Consider the following 21,743-nt stretch of genomic DNA (forward strand, 5'->3'; position numbering starts at 1 on the left):
AACAAAAGTTTTTATGCACTTTAGTTTTTAATGTAACAGGATGATGCAGATGAAGTACACCTTAGTTTTATGAAAATCTTTGATTTTCAACTTCTGTGAACTTATTTATTCAGCATCATTTTAACTTACTTAGTTGAACTGAAGTTTAAAATATAGCTTTTGTTACTTTTGTGGTTTTAAATTAAATAATTTCAATCAGACTTCCCCTTTCCTCATCCTTGATAATCGTAAGGGCCGTAGGAATCTTCTCTTTAAGCTCTTCAATGTGCGAAATAATTCCCACAATTCTGTTTTCCTTCATCAGGTTGGTCAGTGTTTCAAAGACAATATTCACCGACTCTGTATCCTGGGTTCCGAAACCTTCATCAATGAAAAAGAAATTTTTGTCAGCCTGCGCATTCGCCTGAACACTTTCAGCCAGAGCTAAAGCAAGGCTCAGTGATACCTGGAAAGCCTGCCCTCCGGAAAGTGTTTTCACACTTCTGCTTCTGCCTTCGTTGAGGTAATCGATAATTTCAAAATCATTATTTTCATTAAGCTGCAGGCTCAGCTGATTTCTCGTCATTCTGTGAAAACGTACGTTGGCATGATCACAGAGCTGTCTCAGATAGATAGATGAAACATACTGTACAAAACCTGCTCCTTTAAAGAGATTCATCATCAGCTTAAGATTTTCAGCACGTTTCTGAAGTTTTGCAAGCTCTTTCAGAAGGCTTTCTTTTTTGATGTATTCCATTTCCAGACGGTCTATTTCTGCAGTCTTTGTGACCACAGAATCACTGATCTGCTTCTGTTCACTTTGAGCTTCGGTGAATAGCTTTTCGGTTAGAGAGAAGTGTTCATCATCAAATGAGAGACCTTTCAGTTTTATTTCCAGCTCTTCTGTGAATTTCTTCAGCGTTTCAAAATCAATGTTAAACTTCTGAATTGTGCTTCTGTTCTGCTCAATATTGATTTCCTGCAGTAAAATATTTTCAACCTCTTTAAACTCCGTGAAATTCTGTACAGCCAGAGCATTGGCAATACTATTGTTATTTTCTGAAATTTCTTTTTCCAGCTCAGCAATCTGCTTTTCGGTCTGGATTACGATGGTTTTTTGTGCAGCGAGCTGCGGGGCAAGTATTTTTTCTTCCTGTAATGCCTTTTGGTAATTTTCTTCCGTTTCTTTATTAGACAGAACTAATTTCTGATAGGCACTTTCAACCTCTGCTGTTTCCTTTTGCTCATAAGCGGCCCAGGTCAGTATTTTGAGGCCGGATCTGCTGATATTGATCTGTTCTTCCTTGCTGATCTCTTTGCTTTTAAAATCGTCTAATGCAGTCCTGAACTTTTCCAGAAGCTGATTTTCCTTTTCCAGATTTTCCCTTTCCAGGGCAATGTTCCGGTCGGTTTCTTCAATCTTTTTTTCCAGTGCAAAAGAATCGGAGCGCTTTTTTTCAAAGTCATCCTCCTGATCCGGGGAAAACGGCTTCCATGTAAACTGTTGAAGATGTTTTTCAATATCTTTCTGAATCTGAAGCAGGGTGTTCTGCTCAGTGCGGAGCTGTTCTTCAAATATTTTTTTGCGGTCCAGGATTTTGTCAATTTCGGCTTCCTGTTTTTGAATGGTAAGAATCTCTTGCTCAACCGAGGTTATAGTTTCCTGGATTTCCTGCAGTTCATTGTTTACATCCTGAATTTCCACAATATGCGGATGATCCTGAGAACCGCAAAGAGGACAGTTTTCACCATCATGAAGTTCACTGGCAAAACGCGAAAGCTCTTTCTGTACCTTCAGGTGATCCAGTTTCTGGGAAAGCCCTTTTTTCTTTGCTTCTAATGTTTCCTTTCTGGATTTAAAATCTTCTTTAAAATTCTCATGATAGCTGAAAGGCTTTAATTCCTCTGCAATTTCTCCGATCTGTTTCTGATGTTTTCCGATCTTTTCCGTCTGATCGTCATGAGATTTTTTTAAACTTTTCTGCTGGATAAACCAGTTTCCCACTTCAGAAAGCAAAGCCGGATCCAGTTTCTGTTCCTTTAATGCTTTGACATGTGCAGAAAGCTCATCAATCTTTTTTTGAATATTGTCCTTATTCAGGTTGACCTCCTTTACTTTTTCAGACCCTTTTTGAGTCCGTTCCCTTAAGATTTTGATTTCATCATAGAAGGTAAGAATCTGAATGATCAGGTGAAGGTCATTCTCCTGTATTCTGGACTGTTCTAATGCCTTAAACTGAGGCTCAAGAGCTGCAAGCTGATCTTTAAGTATCTGAAATGCCTTTTCGGTTTCCTGTACTATTTTGCTTTGCTGTTCTCTTTCATTCTGCTTGGTTATGATTTCCTTTGAAAGTTTATTTTTCTCTGCAATCAAAGGATTGAAAAGCCTGAAAACACGGTCATACAAGTTGGTCTGTATTTCCAGTGCATCAATGGCGGGCTTCTGTGCAGAGAGTACTCCGAATTTTTCCCGGTTCTGTTTTAAACTTTCAAAATCACTTTTCAGATTCTTCAGCTGTTGATAGGCATCGGTAATTTTTTCCAGTTTTTCATTGGCTTCAGAAAGCTTTTTCTGCTCTTCTGCCAAAAGGCCTTTCTGCGCCTGGATCTTTTCTTCATTGATCTCTTCAAAACCTTTTAGCTGCCCTTCAAGCTGATCAAGCTCAGACCTGTTTTTTACATGAAGTGCCGAAACATTATTCTGCAGATCATAACGCTGCAGGCTGAAGATTTCCTTCATCATATTGGTTCTTTCCGCGGCACCCAGTTCCAGGAATTCTTTAAACTGTCCCTGTGGAATAATGATCGTCCTCTTGAAGTTGGAATAGCTCAAACCTATAATGGCTTCAGCATTCGAATGGTCTAAAGGCACCCACTTATGGCCAATGTGCTCATAAAAAGTAACATTATTAGGTTTTACTTCCTCGAATTTTTTTGAATTCCGTTTAAAATCACGGGTCGCACGGAACAGTTTATTTTCATAATTGATGAAATCAAACTCAATATAAGAGCTGTTTGATTTTAAATTCATCATATTGTAAGCCCTTTTATCCCGCATATTCAGACGTTCGGTTTCTCCATATAAAGCAAATGAGATTGCTTCAAGAACCGAGGACTTTCCGGATCCTACCGCTCCGAAAATACCGAATAATCCGGCCTCAGTAAGATTTTTAAAATCAATGGTCTGGCATTCCTGATAAGAATATAAACCTTCGATAGTTAATTGAACAGGGATCATGGGCTATGCATTTAAAATTTCGTTAAACAAATTCATCAGTTCTTCATTGGCTTCCTGCCCTCCGTTTTTAGATTTAAAATACTCCTTGAACAGTATCTCAATATTCTGATTTAAATTGATTTCATGGCCTTGCTGTTCCGTCAGCTCCCTGTTTTTAACCCTTGGAATAAGGTGAACGATTCCGTTGTGGGACTGATAGAGCAGTCTTCTTTCATCAGCCGTTAAAAAAGTTTCGCTTTCCAGCGTCAGTTCAATGAATGTATTCGGATTTTCTGTGAGCCACTGAACCGTATCTTCAACAGATGAAAATGTTTTTCTTACCAATGTTCTGCCACTACTCAGAGTTTTCTTTTCATACGAAACAGGCTTTCCCGGTTCTGCATCGATAATGGAAACATATTTGGTCTGCCCGGCTTCACTGAAACTGTAACATAATGGCGAAGAAGAATAAATTACCGGTCTTTCTTTTGTACCGATGTTCTGAAAGCCATGCAGGTGCCCCAATGCAGTATACTGGATCTGCTCCGGGATCGCATCGGAGAATATCAGATCAGCATTCCCGATTTTAATAGGTTTCTCACCTTCCGGTTCTTCCAGAATTTCCGCACCCCTTTTATTCATATACAAATGGGCGGTCAGAAGATTGACTCCGGATGCATCACAAAACTCATCCGCAAGTTCCTGCCAGGTCTGTGAAAGTACTTTGTTGATTTCCTCCTCTTTATTTTCTCCGAAATATTCTTTTAAACGGATCTCGTTGGCATAAGGCGTATGCAGAATTCTTAAAGGAAAATCAATATTTTCAATCGCAAGTTCTATAAAGCCGGGTTTCGAGTTCAGAATTCTGAAATGTGCAGAATCCAGCGGCGTGATCTCAGCTTTAGGATGACCGATTAAAATGATTCCACATTCCCGGGCCAACGGATCAGGTGCATTGATCAGGTTCGGGGAGTCATGGTTTCCGGAAATAGCAATCACCGGACGTTTACCATTCAAAGATAAACGCTTCAGGGTCTTATAAAAAAGCTCAACAGCTTCTACGCCAGGATTGAAATTATCAAAAAGATCTCCCGCAACAAGCACAAGGTCTGTGTTTTCCTGATCGGCAATGGCAATGATCTCTTCCATCACCAGGATTTGCTCTTCAAGACGGGAAAAGCGGTCCAGCCGTTTTCCTAAATGCCAGTCGGCAGTATGCAGAATTTTCATAAAGGTTTATCAATGTTTAAAGGAAATATAATGGTATAATTCAGATCCCGGGTTGATCCGGAAACGATTTTGATGCTTCAAAGATAAATGAAGCTGTACTTTTTTTAATACGGTTTACCTTATTTGATCATGAAGTATTTCAGCGAAAAACAATTTTGTAGCTTCAAATCTGATCGGTTATTAAGTAACTGGTTGTACGAAAGAACAATCCTCATTCCTGATGGTCTTCTTTTGTTTTGAAACCTGCCTGGATTTGTTTTAAACGTGCTTTCCTTTCTGCTTCGGCACTTTGTATTTTCCTTTTTTTCTGATCAATTTTCTTTTTATTTTTTTTCCTGTTGGCTTCGTTGTTTTTGCTCATAATTGTTGGTCACGAATAATTTCTATTGGTAAGCAATAGCTTCATCAAAAATACTAAAGATTGGGAGCTTAACCAATTTTCGTCGGTAAGTATGATAAAATGTTTTAATTTTACCGTGTTATGGAAGAAAAATCAAAAGATCCTTTACACGGAAAAAGACTTGATACCATTCTTGAGGAACTGGTAGACTATTACAAAGGATTTGAGAAACTGGGTGAACAGATCAACATCAAATGTTTTACAGATAACCCGAGTATCAGTTCATCCCTGAAGTTTCTCAGAAAAACACCGTGGGCGAGAACCAAGGTTGAAAGTTTGTATCTGTTTGTACTGAGACAGAAGAAAAGAGATGAAGCCAGGAATAAGAAGTAAAAAGACAGAAAGCTGAAAGAAAGAACTGGAGGCAAAGGAACTTCTGGCTGCTCTTTATGCCTTTCATAACTTCCTTCTTCCATCTCCCGGCTTCCAAACTCATCAATTCATTTCAAAAACAGTATATTTGTGCCATTAATCGTGAAAGCATTCACGAAAAAAAAGAAAAATATGACAATTGAAAACAATCACGTTGTATCTGTAAAGTATATACTTCACACCATTGAAGAAGATGGAAGTAAAGTTCTTGTAGAAGAAACAACAACAGAAAATCCACTTACATTTTTGTATGGTGTGGGAATGATGATTCCAAAGTTCGAGCAAAATATCCTTGGTTTGAAAGCTGGTGATAAAGCAGATTTCACCATTCAGCCTGAGGAAGCTTACGGAGACAGACAGCCTGATGCTATTGCACAGTTGCCGGTTGAGATGTTTAATGAATCAGGGCTTCCGCCAGTAGGAGCAATCTTACCTTTATCTGACAACCAGGGGAATAATTTCCAGGCATTTGTGGTAGAGATCACACCGGAAGTTGTAGTAGCAGACCTTAACCACCCAATGGCAGGGAAAGTGTTGGATTTCCAGGTGGAAGTTTTAAACACACGTCCGGCTACAGAAGAAGAGTTGGCGCATGGCCATGCTCACGGAGTTGACGGAACAGATACTCACTAAGAAATAATAAAAATGTCCGGTTTTTTCCGGACATTTTTTTGAGATATACTTTATCTTAAATTTTTTAAAGTTTCTCATAGGTCAGAACCTGCAGATCATTATATGAAAATCTGCTGGATCTCTATGAAAAAATAATTTTTAAAGTGTTTTATCCGGAAGATAAAAAAAAGACAGGTTCATAGAGAATCTGTCTTTTTATTTTATCGGCAGAATAACTCCTGTTGACTGGTATTCCCCACCATCGGAGGGTGTCGAATCATAGATGACGGAGTGGTTTAACAGTGCATTCTCACATTTTACCTGCATTATTCCGCATCATATTCGGTAACATCAATAAACGTCAGAAACCACTGTCCTTCAATCTTTGTCATGACAAACCTGAATCCGTTGACAGGAGCTTTTTCCCTGGTGTTCTCGGCAAGCGTTACAAAAACTACATTTTTGGCATTGGAACTGATCTTAAAAATCTCCTGATCTTTTACTCCATACTGCTCCAGAAACTGATCAGCATAAGCATTCACAGCATTGGAGTTGAACTGAACGAACAATCCTTCTTTTTTCCACTTTTTATTTTTCAGGTCATATTCACCGGTAGCATCACCCAATTGCATTGGGAACTCATTCCTTATATTCCAGGCTTTTTGAATATAACCCAAAGGCAGACCGAAATCAACTTCTTCATTTAATACAAATCCAAGATCGCCACCACTTTTAAAAAGGATGCCTACGCCGTAGTCTTTGTTGACATATTTATTCATACCGTCACTGTTCTTGGTCTGGAAACCTTTCAGGATATCGGTTACAGCCATAGAAACATACTTTTTGTCCTCTGCAGTCTGAGCATGGGTAAAACTGAAACTGCAAAGCAGAAACAGCAATGTGTATATATAATTCTTCATATCAATTAATCTAAAAATTCACCTGAAACATAATACCAGCGTTCATGCATTTTCTGGAAAATCGAAAACTCGTGATGGATTTGCGGATGACCGTCCTGATCTGTATAATAAGCTTTGAATTCTACATGGTTTAAGGCAGGCGTCTGAATGATCTCCAGTTTTGTCCATTGGTTGATCTCCCCCCATTCCTGAAGGTCTTTCTTATTATGGTATTTTCTTTTTCCGGGAAGAGTGGTTTCCATCAGGTATTCACCATTGGGAATGGCAAAAGCAGAAAACCGGGAACGCATCAGTGCTTCTGCGGTAGGAGCATGTTTCTCTCCTGTATGATAAGGTTTGCAGCACTCTTCATAGGTCTTTCCGGAACAGCAGGGACAATTCATCTTTTACTTAAAATTTTAATGCCGCAAAAATAGTAAATATCAATAGAAATGGACTTGAACCATCAAAATAAACAGGCTTTAGCCAAAACTTCAGAATGGGAATAAAAAAAAGAAGCACCCTAAAAGAATGCTTCTCATAATATTATTTAATAAACCCTCTGTTTCTCAATAAAGGTTTGATATCCGGATCATGTCCTGTGAAATCCCTGAATGCCTGGTTAAGGTCTACAGAATTTCCTACCGAAAGGATGTATTTTCTGAAACGGTCACCGTTTTCTCGTGTTAAACCACCATTGTTTTTGATCCATTCCCATGCATCGTTATCCAATGTTTCAGACCACAAATAAGCGTAATATCCGGCAGAATATCCGCCGCCCCAGATGTGCGCAAAATAAGGAGTATGATATCTCGGCGGAACAGTTGCCAACGTAAATCCGTGGCTGGCCAATGACTGTTTTTCAAAATCCAAAACAGGAATAAACTGGCTTTCGTTCGTTACTGTGTGCCAATCCATATCCAAAGCTGCTGCAGAAACCAGTTCTGTGGTCATATATCCCTGATTGAAAGTAGATGCTTTTTTAATTTTTTCTACCAGAGCCTGAGGAATCGGCTGTTTTGTTTCGTAATGAACCGCATAATTTTTCAGAACAACAGGATCTAAAGCCCAATGCTCATTGATCTGTGAAGGGAACTCTACAAAATCTCTCGGTACGTTGGTTCCGGAAAGAGAAGGATATTTCTGGCTTGCAAACATTCCGTGAATGGAGTGACCAAATTCATGGAAAATGGTTGAAACATCGTCATAACTGATTAAGGATGGTTTTCCCGGAGCCGGTTTCTGGTAATTGTAGCAATTGACAATGACAGGTTTGGTGCCCAGTAAATAAGACTGCTCAACAAAATTACTCATCCATGCGCCACCGTTTTTGGAATCTCTTGTGTAAAAATCAAGATAATAGATCGCAATAGATTTTCCGTCATGATCAAAAACTTCATAAGTCACTACGTCAGGATGGTAAACCGGAAGGTCCGTCCTCTTTTTGAACGTCAGTCCATAGAATTTTTCAGCAGCAAAGAAAACTCCTTTCTCTAAAACCGTTGTGATTTCAAAGTAAGGTTTTATTTCACTTTCATCAAGATCATACTTAGCTTTTCTTACCTGCTCTGCATAGAAATTCCAGTCCCATGGCTCTACTTTGAAGCCTCCTTTCTGCTGGTCGATAAGATCCTGGATATCTTTTGCTTCACGTTTTGCTGTTTCCACTGCCGGGGTTGCAATCTGGTTCATCAGTTTGGTTGCTGCTTCAGGAGTTTTGGCCATCTGGTCCTGAAGTTTCCATTCTGCAAAATTCTTTTTACCAAGCGTCTGAGCTTTTTTCAGTCTGAGTTTAGCCAGTTTTTCAATTGTTTCTCTGGTATCATTGGTGTCACCTTTTTCCGCTCTTGTCCATGATGCTTTGAAAAGTTTCTCCCGGGTTGCTCTGTTTTTTAAATTCTGTAAAAGAGGTTGCTGTGTTGTATTTTGTAAAGCCAAAAGGTATTTTCCGGGCTGTCCTGCAGTTTTAGCATCAGCTGCTGCCGCTGCAATTTCATCAGCAGAAAGTCCGTCAAGTTCTTTTGCATCAGAAAAGAATACACCGCCCTGCTTTCTGGCTTCCAGAAGTTTGTTGGCATACTGGGTAGAAAGAGAAGCCAGTTCCTGGTTGATCTGCTTCAGCTTTTCTTTGTCTGCTGCAGAAAGGTTTGCACCTGCAATTTCGAAGTTTTGTTTGTAAAACTGAACAAGTCTTTTGCTTTCAGTATCCAGGCCGTCTTCTTTGATCGACTTTATTCTTTTGTAAAGATTTTCGTTCAGGTACATTTTATCAGAATGAGCTGCAAAAACAGGAGCATATTCTTCATCTAAGGCCTGAAGGGTAGAGTTGGTATTTGCACTGGTAAGATTGGAGAACACTGTTACTGCTCTTTTCAGTACTTCACCACTTTTTTCCAACGCTACAATAGTGTTTTCAAAAGTTGGGGCAGCCGGGTTGTTGGCAATTTTTACTATTTCAGCTTCATGTTGTTTTAAACCAAAATCAAAAGCAGGTTTAAAATGCTCATTTTTGATTTTGTCAAATTCCGGAGCTTCATACTGAAGCTTGCTTTTCTTCATCAGCGGGTTTGAAGATAAAGAGGGATCAGGAGCAGGAAGTTCCTGTTGAATATCGGTCTGTTTCATTGTAGTACAAGATTGATTGAACGCCAAGGCAGAGATTAATAATACCGACGAAATATTCTTCATAAATAAAGTTGTTATTAAAGCATAAAGATATTAAAAACTTGTATCATAGCGTACATTTTGGCTGAGGTATTTCATGAGAAGAGCCTGCTGTGGGATCTCCAGACCGTAGAATGTCTTTTTGAGAATTTGTATTGCAGAGAGTTAATGTATTTTCATAAGTAATGTAATATTTTTTATAAATTAGTTGTCTTTTAAGTAAGAAATCAAAAAAATAATCGAAAAAATAAATAAATATGAAAACAAGGAATCTTTTTGTTCTTTCTGCCTTAATGGTATTAGCCTCATGTAATGAGAGACATGAGAAAAAAGACAGGGAAAAAAGCAACTGGGTAGAGAAAGTGGTAAATACGGAAAGCGGGCCTATACAGCATAAAGAGTTCAACGGGGATTTTGATGAAATTCAGGTTTCCCAGGCAATAGAAGCTGAGGTGATCAAATCAGACGTAGAAAAAGTGGAAATTTCCGCGCCTCAGAATATCATTGATGAGATACTGGTAGATAATGAAGGCGGAAAACTGCATATCCATTATAAGCCAGGTATCAGGGTAATGAATATTCATAAAGTGACAGCAAAGATTTATGCTAAAGATTTTTCAAAGCTTCTTGCCGATTCAGCTGCAAAAATTAACGTAAAAGATAAGTTTACTCAGGAGAAAACAGACATAGAGGTTTCCAGTGCAGGGAGTATCTCCGGAGATCTTGAAGCTAATGATATGGATATCAACGTTAGCAGCAGCAGTAACTTCAGTGGAAAAATATGGGCAGTGAATCTGGATATTGAGTCATCTTCAGGATCATCTCTTGACCTTTCCGGAAAAGCAAAGCATGCAGACATCAGTGCTTCTTCAGGAGCCAGTGTTTCAGCTAAAGGGGTTATTGCTGACAATGTGGAAGCTGATGCCTCCAGCGGAGCAAATGTTCAGATCAGCGCCGTATCTTCTGTGAAAGCAGGAGCTTCTTCCGGAGGAAGTGTGGATATCGCTAAAAAAGGAGAACTTAAAAATGTAAGCAAGGAAGAGAGCAGCGGTGGCAGCGTAAACATCCAATAAATCAATCCTGAGATTCTTCTTCATCTTCTTCTTCCACGGATGGAGAAGAATCCCAATTCCGGTTATCGAAATTAAGATTATCATAAGCCAGTAATTCCTCCTCACGCTGGAGGATTTCTTTTGTGCTGAACAAGGCAATATCCTGATCTTCGGTCATTTTTGCCAGTTTTCTCACAGAAGCTTTATCAATAGCCATAAATCTTTGCCCCAGGCGTCTTGCTGCATATTTTCTCATGCCTGTTTCATGAAGTACGTCAACAGCCATATCCACTGCGGTTCCTAATGTTTCCCGGTAAATATGATTGATGCCGTTGTTGAGATATTCGTAGGCATCAATTCTGTTTTTAGCTCTTACGAAAATTTTCACCTCGGGATAATGTTCACGCACAAGTTCGGCAATAAACATATTGTCGTCCGGGTCATCAAGACATAACACCAAAATTTCAGCATCTTCAATTCCGGCAGCTCTTAGAATGGGAATTCTGGTAGCATCACCGTAATATACTTTAAAACCATAGCTTCTCAGAAGTTTCACACGGTCTGAATCTCTGTCCAGAACAGTAGCTGATATTTTATTGGCCTTCAGAAGACGTCCTACCGTACTTCCGAAATGCCCAAACCCTACGATGATAATTTTCTTTTGGCTCACATCATTATCCAGAATATTAAAATCATTCTCTTCCTCAGGAATTTCTTTGATGAACTTCGGGGTAATAAATCGATCATTTACAATCAACAGGATAGGGGTAATGCACATTGTAATAGCGGTTACAGCCATCAATTGCGCATTCAGTTCCGGACTCAGAAGATAAAGATCCGATGCATAGTTGATCAGTACAAAAGCAAATTCTCCTACCTGCGAAAGAGCAAAGGCATAAAAAAGACTTTGCGGCGTATCTATCCTGAAAAACTTTCCGATTGCATATAAAACAATAAATTTTACAGCCAATACCGCAAAAACAGTACTGAAGATAAACAGAGGATCATCCTTAATAATGTTAAAATTGATGGTTGATCCTACACTGACAAAAAAAACAGCCAGCAATAGCCCTTTAAAAGGATTGATCTGAGCTTCCAGTTCGTGCCGGAACTCACTGTTGGCAAGCATTACACCGGCGAGGAAAGCTCCCAATGCCGGGGAAAGCCCGATAACGATCATCAGTTCAGAAACCCCTATGACCAGGAATAAGGAAGATGCTGTCAGCAGTTCTGCCATTCCTGATTTTGAAACATAGCGTAAAAAAGGGACAAATACATACCTTCCCAATAAGATCAGCAGGACCACTCCCATGATTACGGTGCTTGCCTGCAGCCATTCCGGAAGTTTCTGGATCAGGATCTGAATTTCATTATCATGATGCTTGGCTTTATAATTGGCAATAATGGGAAGAATAGCCAGAATAGGAATCACCGAAATATCCTGAAACAGCAACGTAGAGAATGAAGCTTCTCCGGCGGTGGTTTTGAAATTGTTTTTCTCCTGTAATGTCTGAAGCACTATGGCAGTAGAAGAGAGGGCAAAGCACATAGCCACAGCAATGGCCTTGTCAATACGCCATCCTACGCTGATAAATACCACGAAAAGCAACGAAATAGTGAGCAGCATCTGTGAGAGTCCCAGTCCCATGATCTTCTTTCGCATTTCCCAGAACTTTCTGGGCTCTAATTCAAGTCCTACGATAAATAAAAGCATAATGACCCCAAATTCACTGGCATGCATAATGTCGTTTACATTATTTCCTGTAAGCCTGAGTACATAAGGACCTATAATGATCCCTCCTAAAATATAACCGATCACAGAACTCAGTCCTAATTTTCTGGCCAATGGAACCATGATGATGGCTACCCCCAGAAAAATTAATGTGTTCATCGCTAAACTGGATTCCATATGCTATTGATTGAGAAGTTCTGTAAATTCTTTTTTATGCAGTATAATTTCTTTTTTGGAAAGTTTATTGGCTTCGTAAACGATCTTGATATGCCTGATATCAGCTTTGAAGACCTTTAAGGAAACGATCAGTCCGCTGATCAGCTCATTAATCGTATATTCGTAGGTGCCGGTTTTGCTGAAAGATCTTTCTTTGCCGCCTGTGGTCACCAGAATGTATACTTCCTTTCCTTCCAATGGATTGTGTTCTCCTTCTTTAAGCCAGTCCCTGTCGAAAACTTCATCAATCCATAATCGGAGAAGAGGCGGCATCCCGAACCATATCAGAGGAAACTGGAAGACAAAACGGTCATAATTTTTCAGTCGTTTTCTTTCCCTGAAGGCGGCAATGTGGAAATCAGGATATTCTTCATAAAGATCTCTCAAGGTATAATGCTGGTGCCGAACGTAGAAATTGATGAGCTCTACATTCGAGTTGGAGTGCTCCAGATAAGGATGGGCAAATATTACCAGCGTCTTCTTCATAAATCCTGTTTTCAGTAAATATAGTGAAAAAATATTGAATAAAAGGTAGTTTTTGTGCTTGTTTGTTAATTTTTTAATATGAAAAAATCAAATTAACATTAATAAAATCAAAGATTTGATATTATTTTAGGTTTTTAAATAAAAAATCAGGTCATTAAGACCTGATCTGTTTGTATATAATAAATTATTTATTTACCATCCTCCGGAAGCACCACCGCCTCCGAAACTTCCGCCTCCACCAAAGCCTCCGAATCCGCCTCCGCCGCCGGAACTACCACCACCGAAGCCTCCGCCTCCAAAGCTGCCCGGGAACGGGAAGAAACCGCCAGGATAATTTCTGCGTCCTCTGCGGGTGATGATGACATCATCGTCATCATCATAATTTCCGCCTCCGCCACGTCCACCACCTCTGTTGCCAAAAAGGATAGCGATGATGATGAAAATAACAAATGCAATGACCAGTACTTTGAATGCACTTCCGTTTCCGGAAGGCGCTGTTGTGGCGACAGGTTTAAATTTCCCCTGTACAGCCTCCATAATTGCTGAGGTTCCGCCATTGATACCGTCATACCAGAGACCTTTTTTGAAATTGGGCGTAACGATATAGTCCAGGATCTGGCCTGCCACTGACGCTGTTAGATATTGTTCCACTGCACGCCCTTGCTGGATAGACATTGTTCTGTCTTCTGTAGCGATCAGGAAAACAACCCCGTTATCAACTCCTTTCTTCCCGATTTTCCATTGCTCTCCGAACATGGTAGCCAGAAAGTTGACATCCTCTCCTTTGGTGGATTTGATGATCACTACTTCAATTTCCGTTGAGGTAGAATCGGCAAACTTGATCAGTTTATTATTAAGCGCGTCTTTTTCCTGTTGGGAAAGCAGTCCTGCTTCATCAAAAACAGGATAGAGTACTGCCGGTTTTTGGGGTATGGTGTATTGTGCTGATACAAATGTGTAAAAGCAGATCAATAGAAATGAAAATACTATTTTAAGAGAACGTAATTTCATTCGGGAGTTGGTTTGGATTTTCTCCTTCTACAGGAAAATATTTTTTAAGTTCAAGGCCGGTTTCCAGAATGGCACTTTTCAGTGCCTGGTAATAATTTCCTTTTGCAAACTCAGCAGTGATATAATCATGCAGATGATCCCAATAAGACTGATGTACTTTAGCATGAATTCCGACATCACCAATGATGGTAAGGTATTTCTGTTCGAAATTGACATGAAAAAGCACTGCATTCCTATCGGCAGTTTTATCCATACACAGTTCTCTGAAAACTTCAAATGCGGTCTTGGCATCCCGGTTTTCCGTATTAGAGTCAATATGCACTCTGATCTCGCCTGTAGAATGGTCTTCTGCTGACTGAATCGCTTCCACAAGGGAAGCGATCTGCTGATTTGTAAGGTAATTACCCATTATTATTTGAATGCTTCAGGGGCTTTTTCAGCTCCTGCTTCAGCTTTGAAATAAGGTTTTTCTTTAAAGTTGGTAAAATTCGCCAAAATATTATTGGGGAAAGTCTTGATAGAGGTGTTGTAAACTTTCGCTGCATCGTTATAATAAACCGTTTCGGTTCTGATGCTGTTTTCAATAGCGGTATACTCTCTCTGGAAGTTGATATACTGCTGGTCTGCTTTTAAGTTAGGATAAGACTCTACCACAGCCATCAAACGGCTTAATGCACCGGATAATTCTCCCTGTGCAGCCTGGAATTTAGCAATATCTGCATCCGTCATATTGGTAGGGTCGATGTTGATCGAAGTAGCTTTAGAACGTGCTTCCACCACCTGGGTTAAAGTTTCCTGCTCAAATTTTGAATACGATTTTACCGTTCTTTCCAGGTTTGGAATCAGGTTGGCTCTTTTCTGGTACACGGTCTCTACATTAGACCATTTTGCGTTCACAGTCTGTTCTTTGTCTACAAAGCTGTTGTATCCGCTTCTTCCCCAGAAGAAAAGAACTGCAACGATAATAAGGAGGGCTATACCAATTGTTCCGGCGCCCAGGCATCCTTTATTTTTCATAGTTTATTTTTTTAAATTTTTTGTGCTAACCAAATATACAAATTATGTGCTAATTTTGTAAAAAATTATATTTGAATGACAACAATAGTGGTGGCAATGGGAGAGAAGAATGAGATTGGTTTTGACAACCAGTTGCTTTGGCATCTTCCGAAAGATTTAAAACATTTTAAAGACCTTACTTCCGGGCATCCGGTCATTATGGGAAGAAAAACTTACGAGAGTATTGGAAAACCACTTCCGAACCGTACCAATATTGTTGTTTCAAGAAAGAAAGACTGGTTTGAGGAAGGAATCCTTATTGTAGGAAGCCTGAAAGAAGCCATGAAGTTTGCCAAAAAGATCGATGAAGAAGTTTTCATTATCGGTGGTGGTAATATTTATGAACAGACCATGGATATGGTGGATAAGCTAGAGGTAACTCTGGTGAAAGCTGATCTTGAAGCGGATACCTTCTTCCCGAAAATCGATGAAAAGATCTGGAAAAAAACAAATGAGATCTGCCATGAGAAAGATGAAAAGAATGGCTATGACTTCTGTTTCCAGACCTTTGAAAAAATTAAGAGAGAAGGATAGGGAACAACAGTCAGTTTTTGCTTTGCCAAGTGAATCGTGAATATCCCGTGGATATAAACAACGGACAAGCTCAACGAATTGACCATTCACCCTTGACTTTTTGAACTTTAAGCCTTAAATTTATTATCTTTGCACTTCTAAAATTTAATAATGAATAAGAACATTAAAATTGCAGTAGCAGCACTTCTTATCCTTCTGGGACTTTATATGATGATTTTCACCAGAAATCTTGGATGGGGTATTGTTGTTTTCCTTCTTGCCGCATTTCCAATTTTACTTTACTTTAAAAATGAGTATATCCTTTTGGCATTCTGGCAACTGAGAAAGCAGAATATGGAAAAAGCTGCAGAATGGCTGACAAAAATTACTGATTATAAAGGACAACTTCATAAGACCCAATACGGATATTTCCACTATTTATTAGGATTAACTCAAGCTCAGGATCACCCGACAAAAGTTGAACCTCTAATGAAAAAAGCCCTGGAATATGGTTTGAATATGAAGCATGACAGAGCAATGGCTACTTTAAACCTTGCCGCAGCCGCTATTTCTAAAGGAAGAAAACAGGAAGGGCAGAAACTACTGGAAGAAGCTAAGAGACTGGACAGTGCCGGTATGATGACTGATCAGATCAAAATGATGAAAGATCAGCTGAAAATGCCTTCCATGCAGAAGCATATGCACAATCCTAATATGAGAAACAGAGGGAAATTCTTCTAAGAAATAAAGATATAATAAAAAGTAAAGCACCTGAAGCAGGTGCTTTTTTTATGTCAAAAATCCTGAATTGATCCTTAATCCGGTATCAGAATAAGTTTATTTTGTTTCCTGTATTTTAACCGGGATTCAGGCTACATTTCCGAATTCTGGTCATATCCGTAAAATTTCGGCATCTGCCAGTGGTATTTTACAGCTAAGGTTCTGATGGCAACAATCAGTAAAATAGTAAAGATCTGGATAAAAGTATAGGACAGGGGAGTGTATTTCGTCATTAATAAGAATGCAGCTCCTCCTACAATACATGCTGTAGCATAAATTTCCTTTCTGAATATCAATGGAATCCTGTTGAGCAGGATATCCCGTATAATCCCTCCGAAGCAGCCGGTTATGGTTCCCAATGCAATACAGATCAACGGATGGATGCCTGCATTTAATCCTTTCTGAACACCAATGATGGTAAATAACCCGAGCCCGAAGCTGTCGAAAATAAATAACGTCACCTGAAAGTTCTTTTCAAGAGATTTAAAAACCATTGAAAAAATACTGGTGGCCAGAATCAGACCACACATCAGGAGATCATGCATCCAGAATACGGGAATATCCAACAGGAGATCCCTTACAGTTCCTCCCCCTACGGAAGTCACAAAGGCAATAATAAGAACGCCGAAGGGGTCAAGCCGTTTCTGCATGGCTGCAAAACTTCCTGACATGGAAAACGCAATGGTCCCAAGTACTTCTATAGCGAAATTGAACTGTTCGTGCATATACTATGAGTAATGAATAATGAGCAATGAGTAATAAAAATTATGCCACTTAAATCTGAGACAGTTTAAATTTATATTTGGTCATAACCTTTACAAGCTCTTCACATTCTGATTTTAAATGTAGAATTTTTTCCGGACTTATATATTCCATTTCTTCAATAATTTCAAGCCAAAGTTGGGTTTCATCGATTTCCTCAACTACAATACAGATTTTAGCAAATTTTTCTTTTTCAGATCTCGCTCTCGAAACAGCTCTGTAATTAGCGGCTACAGACGTTGAAGATCTTATAATTTGCTTTCTTATGATTGAAATATCGCGTCAGAATATGGCAATACAGAAAGTGTTCTGATGATAGCAATAGAGAATTTCTTAGTTCTTTCACGAAAAACCTGATTAAAATCCATATTATCAAAATTACTCATTACTCATTGCTCATTGTATTTATCTTTCAACCCTGACGGAATCCGGAACCATCAGCTCATATTCACCGCCGTGGGTGATGATTTCCCTTACGATGCTGCTGCTGATGAATGATTTCCCTGAAGAGGTCAGTAAAAATACGGTTTCTAATTTTTTGTGGGCTAAAGTTCTGTTGGTGTGGGCTATTGCTTTTTCGAATTCAAAATCAGCAGGATTTCTAAGTCCCCTGATGATGTATTGAGCATTTTTTTCGAAGCAGTAGTCTACGGTAAGTCCTTCGAATGAATCTACTTCCACATTGGGAAATTCTGCCACAGAGTTTTGAATGAATTCCATTCTTTTTTCAAGAGGAAACATATATTTTTTCTGGGAATTCTGTCCGATGGCAATGATGAGTTTATCAAACAGCGGAGCCGCTCTTTCTATAATGTCATAATGTCCCAGTGTAATAGGATCAAAAGATCCAGGGAAAACAGCAATTTTCATATCCTAGTTGTTTTCGTTTGATTTTTCGTAGAACAGCCTTAGATTGTCAAGGTTGAGGCTGCAGTTATTATTGAGAACCTGATTGGAAGACAGATTTAAGATTAAATCATTTCTTCCTATAATTTTTGAATTCTTATAAACTTTGTCAATGGGATGAAACTTGATCTTACTTTCAAAATTTCCGCTTTCATTTTTCCTGATCACCCCTGAAAATAATACTTCGTTGTCCAGAGAGCTGATTTCAAAATAATTCGGAACTGTTTCATTATCAATGATCACATCATTTTTTTTGATATAGCCGAAACATTTTTTATGATCCAGATAGATCTCGTCAGGAGTAAAATTGACGTGTTGCGGCTCAAGCTTATTTTTGGGTAAATCTAATCTGAGCGCAGTGAACTCTTTTTGAGCAAATGCTGAAGAAGAAATAAATAATGAAATAGTAAGAAGCCTGATCATCTGCTTATTTATTAAGGGCTTTTTCAACTTCATTTCCACAAAGGTCCATGATGGAAATTCCATAATGTCTGGCCTGTTGAGGAAGAATACTTGCAGGAGAGAATCCAGGGTTGGTATTCATTTCAAGCATATAAGGAATACCGTCCATCAGGATATATTCACTGCGTGAAAAACCGCTCATGCCTAAAGAATTGTAAGCTCTTTTAGCAATTTCTTCCACTCTTTTTGTGGTTTCTTCATCAATTCTTGCAGGGGTAATTTCTTCAGAAGCGCCTTCATATTTAGCTTCGTAGTCAAAAAATTCGTTGGTAGGTACAATTTCGGTAATTCCCAATACAATGGTTTCTCCTTTGAAATCGATAACACCTACGGAAACTTCCATACCGTTCAGGAAACTTTCAATCAGGATTTCGTCGTCTTCTTTGAATGCAATTTCAGTGGCAGCAATCAATTCGGATTTTTCTTTCACTTTTGAAATTCCCAGAGAAGATCCGGACTGGTTGGGCTTTACAAAAAGAGGAAGGTTCAGTTCTTCCACGATCTTATCAACATCAATGGCTTCTCCTTTTCTTAAGTAAATACTTTTTGCAGAAGGAATCCCGTATTTTGAGAGTACGGCAAGAGTATCTTTTTTATTGAAGGTAAGGGCACTCTGATAAAAATCACAGCCTGTATATTTCTGGCCTATTGCATCCCAGTAAGCCTGAAGAATCCCGTTCTCACCCGGAGTTCCGTGGATGATGTTGAAACATACGTCAAATTTCAATGTTTCACCATTGTCTAAGGTCACAGAAAAATCACCTCTGTTGATCTCATATTTCTTATCATTTTCTCCTAAAAAATACCATTCGTCTTTCAGGACTACCACTTTATATACATCATACAGATTTCTGTCTAAAGAATCATAGATCAGCTGTCCGCTTTTTAAGGAAACCACATATTCGTCAGAATAGCCTCCCATTACTACGGCAACACTTTTTTTGTTCATAACCATATAGTATCAATTAAGGCAAATTTAATGATTTTATATAATGCAATACGGGAAATCGGTAAATTTTAAAATCAAAAATGAATTGTGTTAAATAAAAAGTCCATTCTAAAATTATTAGCTATATTTGCGGTTATAATTAAAGTATTTTTAAGTATGCTTAAATCACTTTTCAATTGGAAAGTTTTAGTGAATTTAGTAGTAGCCATCGGTGTTTTTGTGGGTCTGGTATGGCTTACATTCCGCTGGTTGGAGTACCATACGAATCACGGTCAGGAAATCCCTGTTCCCAATGTAGTAAATAAATCGGTGCATGATGCCGTTAAAATATTAGATGACACCGGATTGGAATATGAAGTAGACAGTGCCAATTATGACCCTAAATACAGACCGTTTCAGGTGCTGCAGGTTTACCCGGCACCAGGTTCCCGTGTGAAGGACGGAAGAACTGTACGTCTTAAAGTGAATCCAAGAACCTGGGCTCCTATTGTTGTTCCGGATGTGATCAACAAATACTCGGGACTGGCATTCCAGAGACTGGATCAGGTAGGTCTTAAGATCGGGGATACCATCTATGAGCCAAGTATCCAGAAAGATGCCCTTTTAAGGATCTTATATAAAGGAAATGCCGTAAATCCGGGAGCTAAAATTCCTAGATTCTCCATTATTGATGTAGTAGTAGGATCAGGACCTATGAGAAATATCTCTATTCCTAATGTGGTAGGACTTTCTGTAAAAGAAGCAAGAGCGGTGATTACCAAGAGTATGTTTGAAGTAGGACTGGTAGAATATGAAGATGGCGGTAAGGATGAGTCTGATATCATTTATTATCAGGATCCGGCTGCAGGAGATGTTCGTGACCAGGGAATGCAGATTGACCTTTGGGCAAGTAAGCGTACACCTGCCGAGCTCAGAGCAAAAGTAGAACAGCTGAATTCTATTTACCGTATGAAAGTAGATACTTCGCTGCCTCCGGTACGATATGAAGAAGTACACAATGAACCGGTATATGAAGCTCCGGTAGTACCTCCTCCGGCACCTAAAAAAGAAACCCCTAAGCCGGAAGTGCCTAAAACAGAGACTCCGAAGGCTCAGACCACCACCCCTAAGCCTTCAGGTACAGGAACAGAAAAACCTAAAACGTCTTCTAATACTCCTGCAGCAGGAAGTACAGCCAAGCCGGCTTCCTCTACCACTGCAACACAGCCTGCCCAAAAGCCGAAAGCTAAGAAGGTAGTCGTAGAATAAAATCAGATTAATATCAAAAAATACTGGCTTCAACTGCAAAATGTTGAAGCCTTTTGTGTAAAAAATATAAAACAATGTCAGAAGATAACGAAGATTTTTTAGATGAAGAATTATTAGATTCCAACAGTATCGAAAACATCGATATTGATGAGGAAAATAAAGGATTGTATGAGCATCTTAACATCACTGTTGATCCTAAGCAGGAACCTTTAAGAATAGACAAATTCCTTCTGATCTACAGGCAGAATTCTTCCAGAAATAAAATTTCGCAGACCTGCAGGGCCGGAAACGTTATAGTGAACGGAACTGCCGTAAAGCAGAATTATCGTGTGAAGCCGGGAGATCAGATTTCCGTATTGCTTACGCATCCTCCGAGAGAAAATGTCATTATTCCTCAGGATATTCCTCTGAATATCGTTTATGAAGATGATGATCTTGTAGTAGTAGACAAGGAAGCGGGAATGGTGGTGCATCCGGGACACGGGAACTGGGACGGTACCCTTGTGAATGCACTGGCTTTTCATTTTGAAAAGAATGGCGATAAATCTGACCTCGACAGGGTAGGACTGGTACACAGAATTGATAAAGACACTTCCGGGCTTCTGGTAATTGCCAAGAATGAATATGCATTAAGTTTTCTCGCCAAACAGTTCTTCAACAGGACTACAAAGAGACTGTACTGGGCTTTTGTATGGGGAAATCTTCAGGATGAGGAAGGAACCATCCGTGGGCACATCGGAAGACATCCTAAAAACAGAATGCAGATGTCCGTATACGAGGACGGCAGCCAGGGGAAACATGCGGTAACCCATTATAAGGTACTGGAACGTTTCAAATATATGACCTGGGTAGAATGCAAACTTGAAACCGGAAGAACACACCAGATCAGAGCTCACTTCAAACATATCGGGCATACCCTGTTCAATGATGAAAGATACGAAGGACATACGCCTTTGAGAGGGATCAATCTTCCGAAATACAAACAGTTTATCAAAAATGTTTTTGAGATTCTTCCAAGACATGCCCTTCATGCGCACACCCTTGGATTTATACACCCGACAACAAAAAAGGAATTATATTTTGAAAGCCCAATGCCCAAAGATATGGCGGATGCTGTAAAAAAATGGAGAAATTATTTGGAAAACTAAAAATATATTGAGAATTTTTTTATATTTGTTGAATTGAAATCAAGATTTG

At 39.2% G+C, this 21,743-nt stretch carries 23 protein-coding genes; 7 read left to right on the forward strand and 16 right to left on the reverse strand.

Going from position 1 to position 21,743, the window contains the following annotated elements:
- Window positions 1–181: 181 nt before the first annotated feature.
- The 3 genes from BBI00_RS19090 to BBI00_RS23430 form a co-directional block, all read right to left on the reverse strand.
- Window positions 182–3,217 carry an AAA family ATPase gene (locus BBI00_RS19090; RefSeq protein WP_065400456.1) on the reverse strand — a complete coding sequence of 1,012 codons (3,036 nt, stop codon included), beginning with the start codon at window positions 3,215–3,217 and terminating at the stop codon, window positions 182–184.
- A gap of 3 nt (window positions 3,218–3,220) precedes the next feature.
- Complete coding sequence (locus BBI00_RS19095) at window positions 3,221–4,426, reverse strand: metallophosphoesterase family protein (protein ID WP_065400457.1); 1,206 nt, start codon at window positions 4,424–4,426, stop codon at window positions 3,221–3,223.
- Between the two features lie 211 nt (window positions 4,427–4,637).
- The gene (locus BBI00_RS23430) at window positions 4,638–4,787 is read right to left on the reverse strand and encodes a hypothetical protein (protein ID WP_165602565.1); all 150 of its coding nucleotides are present in this window, start codon (window positions 4,785–4,787) and stop codon (window positions 4,638–4,640) included.
- 120 nt (window positions 4,788–4,907) lie between these two features.
- Between BBI00_RS23430 and BBI00_RS19100 the strand changes: the two genes are divergently transcribed.
- Window positions 4,908–5,159 (forward strand): VF530 family protein, encoded by a 252-nt coding sequence (locus BBI00_RS19100; protein WP_065400458.1) that lies wholly within the window; start codon window positions 4,908–4,910, stop codon window positions 5,157–5,159.
- A 171-nt stretch (window positions 5,160–5,330) separates the two neighbouring features.
- Window positions 5,331–5,831 carry an FKBP-type peptidyl-prolyl cis-trans isomerase gene (locus tag BBI00_RS19105; RefSeq protein ID WP_065400775.1) on the forward strand — a complete coding sequence of 167 codons (501 nt, stop codon included), beginning with the start codon at window positions 5,331–5,333 and terminating at the stop codon, window positions 5,829–5,831.
- Between the two features lie 305 nt (window positions 5,832–6,136).
- Here the strand turns inward: BBI00_RS19105 and BBI00_RS19110 are convergent, their stop codons facing one another.
- From BBI00_RS19110 to BBI00_RS19120, 3 genes are all read right to left on the reverse strand, one after another.
- Entirely contained in the window at window positions 6,137–6,730 is a 594-nt protein-coding gene (locus tag BBI00_RS19110) for a hypothetical protein (protein ID WP_065400459.1), read from the reverse strand.
- 5 nt (window positions 6,731–6,735) lie between these two features.
- Window positions 6,736–7,113 (reverse strand): YchJ family protein, encoded by a 378-nt coding sequence (locus BBI00_RS19115; protein WP_065400460.1) that lies wholly within the window; start codon window positions 7,111–7,113, stop codon window positions 6,736–6,738.
- 142 nt (window positions 7,114–7,255) lie between these two features.
- The gene (locus BBI00_RS19120; RefSeq protein ID WP_065400461.1) at window positions 7,256–9,397 is read right to left on the reverse strand and encodes a M3 family metallopeptidase; all 2,142 of its coding nucleotides are present in this window, start codon (window positions 9,395–9,397) and stop codon (window positions 7,256–7,258) included.
- 233 nt (window positions 9,398–9,630) lie between these two features.
- Between BBI00_RS19120 and BBI00_RS19125 the strand changes: the two genes are divergently transcribed.
- Window positions 9,631–10,446, forward strand: a complete 816-nt coding sequence (locus tag BBI00_RS19125) for a GIN domain-containing protein (RefSeq protein WP_065400462.1) — start codon at window positions 9,631–9,633, stop codon at window positions 10,444–10,446.
- A 1-nt stretch (window position 10,447) separates the two neighbouring features.
- Here the strand turns inward: BBI00_RS19125 and BBI00_RS19130 are convergent, their stop codons facing one another.
- From BBI00_RS19130 to BBI00_RS19150, 5 genes are all read right to left on the reverse strand, one after another.
- Window positions 10,448–12,334, reverse strand: coding sequence for a monovalent cation:proton antiporter-2 (CPA2) family protein (locus tag BBI00_RS19130; RefSeq protein ID WP_065400463.1), 1,887 nt, complete (start codon window positions 12,332–12,334; stop codon window positions 10,448–10,450).
- Between the two features lie 3 nt (window positions 12,335–12,337).
- On the reverse strand, window positions 12,338–12,859 hold the full coding sequence (locus tag BBI00_RS19135) for an NAD(P)H-dependent oxidoreductase (RefSeq protein WP_065400464.1): 522 nt from the start codon (window positions 12,857–12,859) through the stop codon (window positions 12,338–12,340).
- 192 nt (window positions 12,860–13,051) lie between these two features.
- A complete protein-coding gene (locus BBI00_RS19140) occupies window positions 13,052–13,870 on the reverse strand; it encodes a TPM domain-containing protein (protein ID WP_065400465.1) in 819 nt (272 codons plus the stop codon).
- A complete protein-coding gene (locus BBI00_RS19145) occupies window positions 13,851–14,282 on the reverse strand; it encodes a TPM domain-containing protein (RefSeq protein WP_065400466.1) in 432 nt (143 codons plus the stop codon). Before BBI00_RS19145 ends, BBI00_RS19140 begins: the two co-directional genes overlap by 20 nt.
- Complete coding sequence (locus BBI00_RS19150) at window positions 14,282–14,887, reverse strand: LemA family protein (protein ID WP_065400467.1); 606 nt, start codon at window positions 14,885–14,887, stop codon at window positions 14,282–14,284. Before BBI00_RS19150 ends, BBI00_RS19145 begins: the two co-directional genes overlap by 1 nt.
- Before the next feature lie 75 nt (window positions 14,888–14,962).
- Here BBI00_RS19150 and BBI00_RS19155 point away from each other — a divergent pair, with 75 nt between their 5' ends.
- Both BBI00_RS19155 and BBI00_RS19160 read left to right on the forward strand, forming a co-directional pair.
- The gene (locus BBI00_RS19155; protein ID WP_065400468.1) at window positions 14,963–15,460 is read left to right on the forward strand and encodes a dihydrofolate reductase; all 498 of its coding nucleotides are present in this window, start codon (window positions 14,963–14,965) and stop codon (window positions 15,458–15,460) included.
- A 150-nt stretch (window positions 15,461–15,610) separates the two neighbouring features.
- Entirely contained in the window at window positions 15,611–16,180 is a 570-nt protein-coding gene (locus BBI00_RS19160) for a hypothetical protein (RefSeq protein ID WP_065400469.1), read from the forward strand.
- 131 nt (window positions 16,181–16,311) lie between these two features.
- Here the strand turns inward: BBI00_RS19160 and BBI00_RS19165 are convergent, their stop codons facing one another.
- The 5 genes from BBI00_RS19165 to BBI00_RS19180 form a co-directional block, all read right to left on the reverse strand.
- Window positions 16,312–16,944 carry a trimeric intracellular cation channel family protein gene (locus tag BBI00_RS19165; protein WP_065400470.1) on the reverse strand — a complete coding sequence of 211 codons (633 nt, stop codon included), beginning with the start codon at window positions 16,942–16,944 and terminating at the stop codon, window positions 16,312–16,314.
- A 49-nt stretch (window positions 16,945–16,993) separates the two neighbouring features.
- Window positions 16,994–17,257 (reverse strand): four helix bundle protein, encoded by a 264-nt coding sequence (locus BBI00_RS22990; protein ID WP_317040194.1) that lies wholly within the window; start codon window positions 17,255–17,257, stop codon window positions 16,994–16,996.
- Window positions 17,258–17,386: 129 nt separating this feature from the next.
- Window positions 17,387–17,851, reverse strand: coding sequence for a pantetheine-phosphate adenylyltransferase (coaD, locus tag BBI00_RS19170; protein ID WP_047098871.1), 465 nt, complete (start codon window positions 17,849–17,851; stop codon window positions 17,387–17,389).
- A 3-nt stretch (window positions 17,852–17,854) separates the two neighbouring features.
- Window positions 17,855–18,310, reverse strand: coding sequence for a hypothetical protein (locus BBI00_RS19175; protein WP_165602566.1), 456 nt, complete (start codon window positions 18,308–18,310; stop codon window positions 17,855–17,857).
- A gap of 4 nt (window positions 18,311–18,314) precedes the next feature.
- On the reverse strand, window positions 18,315–19,298 hold the full coding sequence (locus tag BBI00_RS19180) for a D-alanine--D-alanine ligase (RefSeq protein ID WP_065400776.1): 984 nt from the start codon (window positions 19,296–19,298) through the stop codon (window positions 18,315–18,317).
- Window positions 19,299–19,454: 156 nt separating this feature from the next.
- On the opposite strand from BBI00_RS19180, the gene BBI00_RS19185 reads away from it, so the two are divergent.
- Both BBI00_RS19185 and BBI00_RS19190 read left to right on the forward strand, forming a co-directional pair.
- Complete coding sequence (locus BBI00_RS19185; protein ID WP_065400472.1) at window positions 19,455–20,546, forward strand: PASTA domain-containing protein; 1,092 nt, start codon at window positions 19,455–19,457, stop codon at window positions 20,544–20,546.
- Between the two features lie 74 nt (window positions 20,547–20,620).
- Window positions 20,621–21,694: an RluA family pseudouridine synthase gene (locus tag BBI00_RS19190; protein ID WP_174715395.1), complete on the forward strand. Its 1,074-nt coding sequence runs from the start codon at window positions 20,621–20,623 to the stop codon at window positions 21,692–21,694.
- Window positions 21,695–21,743 lie beyond the last annotated feature (49 nt).

Origin of the sequence: Chryseobacterium arthrosphaerae (genome assembly GCF_001684965.1) — a bacterium.
In the GTDB taxonomy this organism is placed as follows: Bacteria; Bacteroidota; Bacteroidia; order Flavobacteriales; family Weeksellaceae; genus Chryseobacterium; species Chryseobacterium arthrosphaerae.

Coding starts and splice junctions, on each gene's coding strand:
- BBI00_RS19110 (WP_065400459.1), bottom strand. CDS start 6,730: ATGAAGAATTATATATACACATTGCTGTTTCTGCTTTGCAGTTTCAGT.
- BBI00_RS19090 (WP_065400456.1), bottom strand. CDS start 3,217: ATGATCCCTGTTCAATTAACTATCGAAGGTTTATATTCTTATCAGGAA.
- BBI00_RS19135 (WP_065400464.1), bottom strand. CDS start 12,859: ATGAAGAAGACGCTGGTAATATTTGCCCATCCTTATCTGGAGCACTCC.
- BBI00_RS19160 (WP_065400469.1), top strand. CDS start 15,611: ATGAATAAGAACATTAAAATTGCAGTAGCAGCACTTCTTATCCTTCTG.
- BBI00_RS19130 (WP_065400463.1), bottom strand. CDS start 12,334: ATGGAATCCAGTTTAGCGATGAACACATTAATTTTTCTGGGGGTAGCC.
- BBI00_RS23430 (WP_165602565.1), bottom strand. CDS start 4,787: ATGAGCAAAAACAACGAAGCCAACAGGAAAAAAAATAAAAAGAAAATT.
- BBI00_RS19185 (WP_065400472.1), top strand. CDS start 19,455: ATGCTTAAATCACTTTTCAATTGGAAAGTTTTAGTGAATTTAGTAGTA.
- BBI00_RS19165 (WP_065400470.1), bottom strand. CDS start 16,944: ATGCACGAACAGTTCAATTTCGCTATAGAAGTACTTGGGACCATTGCG.
- BBI00_RS19095 (WP_065400457.1), bottom strand. CDS start 4,426: ATGAAAATTCTGCATACTGCCGACTGGCATTTAGGAAAACGGCTGGAC.
- BBI00_RS19150 (WP_065400467.1), bottom strand. CDS start 14,887: ATGAAAAATAAAGGATGCCTGGGCGCCGGAACAATTGGTATAGCCCTC.
- BBI00_RS19105 (WP_065400775.1), top strand. CDS start 5,331: ATGACAATTGAAAACAATCACGTTGTATCTGTAAAGTATATACTTCAC.
- BBI00_RS19155 (WP_065400468.1), top strand. CDS start 14,963: ATGACAACAATAGTGGTGGCAATGGGAGAGAAGAATGAGATTGGTTTT.
- BBI00_RS19100 (WP_065400458.1), top strand. CDS start 4,908: ATGGAAGAAAAATCAAAAGATCCTTTACACGGAAAAAGACTTGATACC.
- BBI00_RS19180 (WP_065400776.1), bottom strand. CDS start 19,298: ATGAACAAAAAAAGTGTTGCCGTAGTAATGGGAGGCTATTCTGACGAA.
- BBI00_RS19120 (WP_065400461.1), bottom strand. CDS start 9,397: ATGAAGAATATTTCGTCGGTATTATTAATCTCTGCCTTGGCGTTCAAT.
- BBI00_RS19140 (WP_065400465.1), bottom strand. CDS start 13,870: ATGAAATTACGTTCTCTTAAAATAGTATTTTCATTTCTATTGATCTGC.
- BBI00_RS19190 (WP_174715395.1), top strand. CDS start 20,621: ATGTCAGAAGATAACGAAGATTTTTTAGATGAAGAATTATTAGATTCC.
- BBI00_RS19125 (WP_065400462.1), top strand. CDS start 9,631: ATGAAAACAAGGAATCTTTTTGTTCTTTCTGCCTTAATGGTATTAGCC.
- coaD (WP_047098871.1), bottom strand. CDS start 17,851: ATGAAAATTGCTGTTTTCCCTGGATCTTTTGATCCTATTACACTGGGA.
- BBI00_RS19175 (WP_165602566.1), bottom strand. CDS start 18,310: ATGATCAGGCTTCTTACTATTTCATTATTTATTTCTTCTTCAGCATTT.
- BBI00_RS19115 (WP_065400460.1), bottom strand. CDS start 7,113: ATGAATTGTCCCTGCTGTTCCGGAAAGACCTATGAAGAGTGCTGCAAA.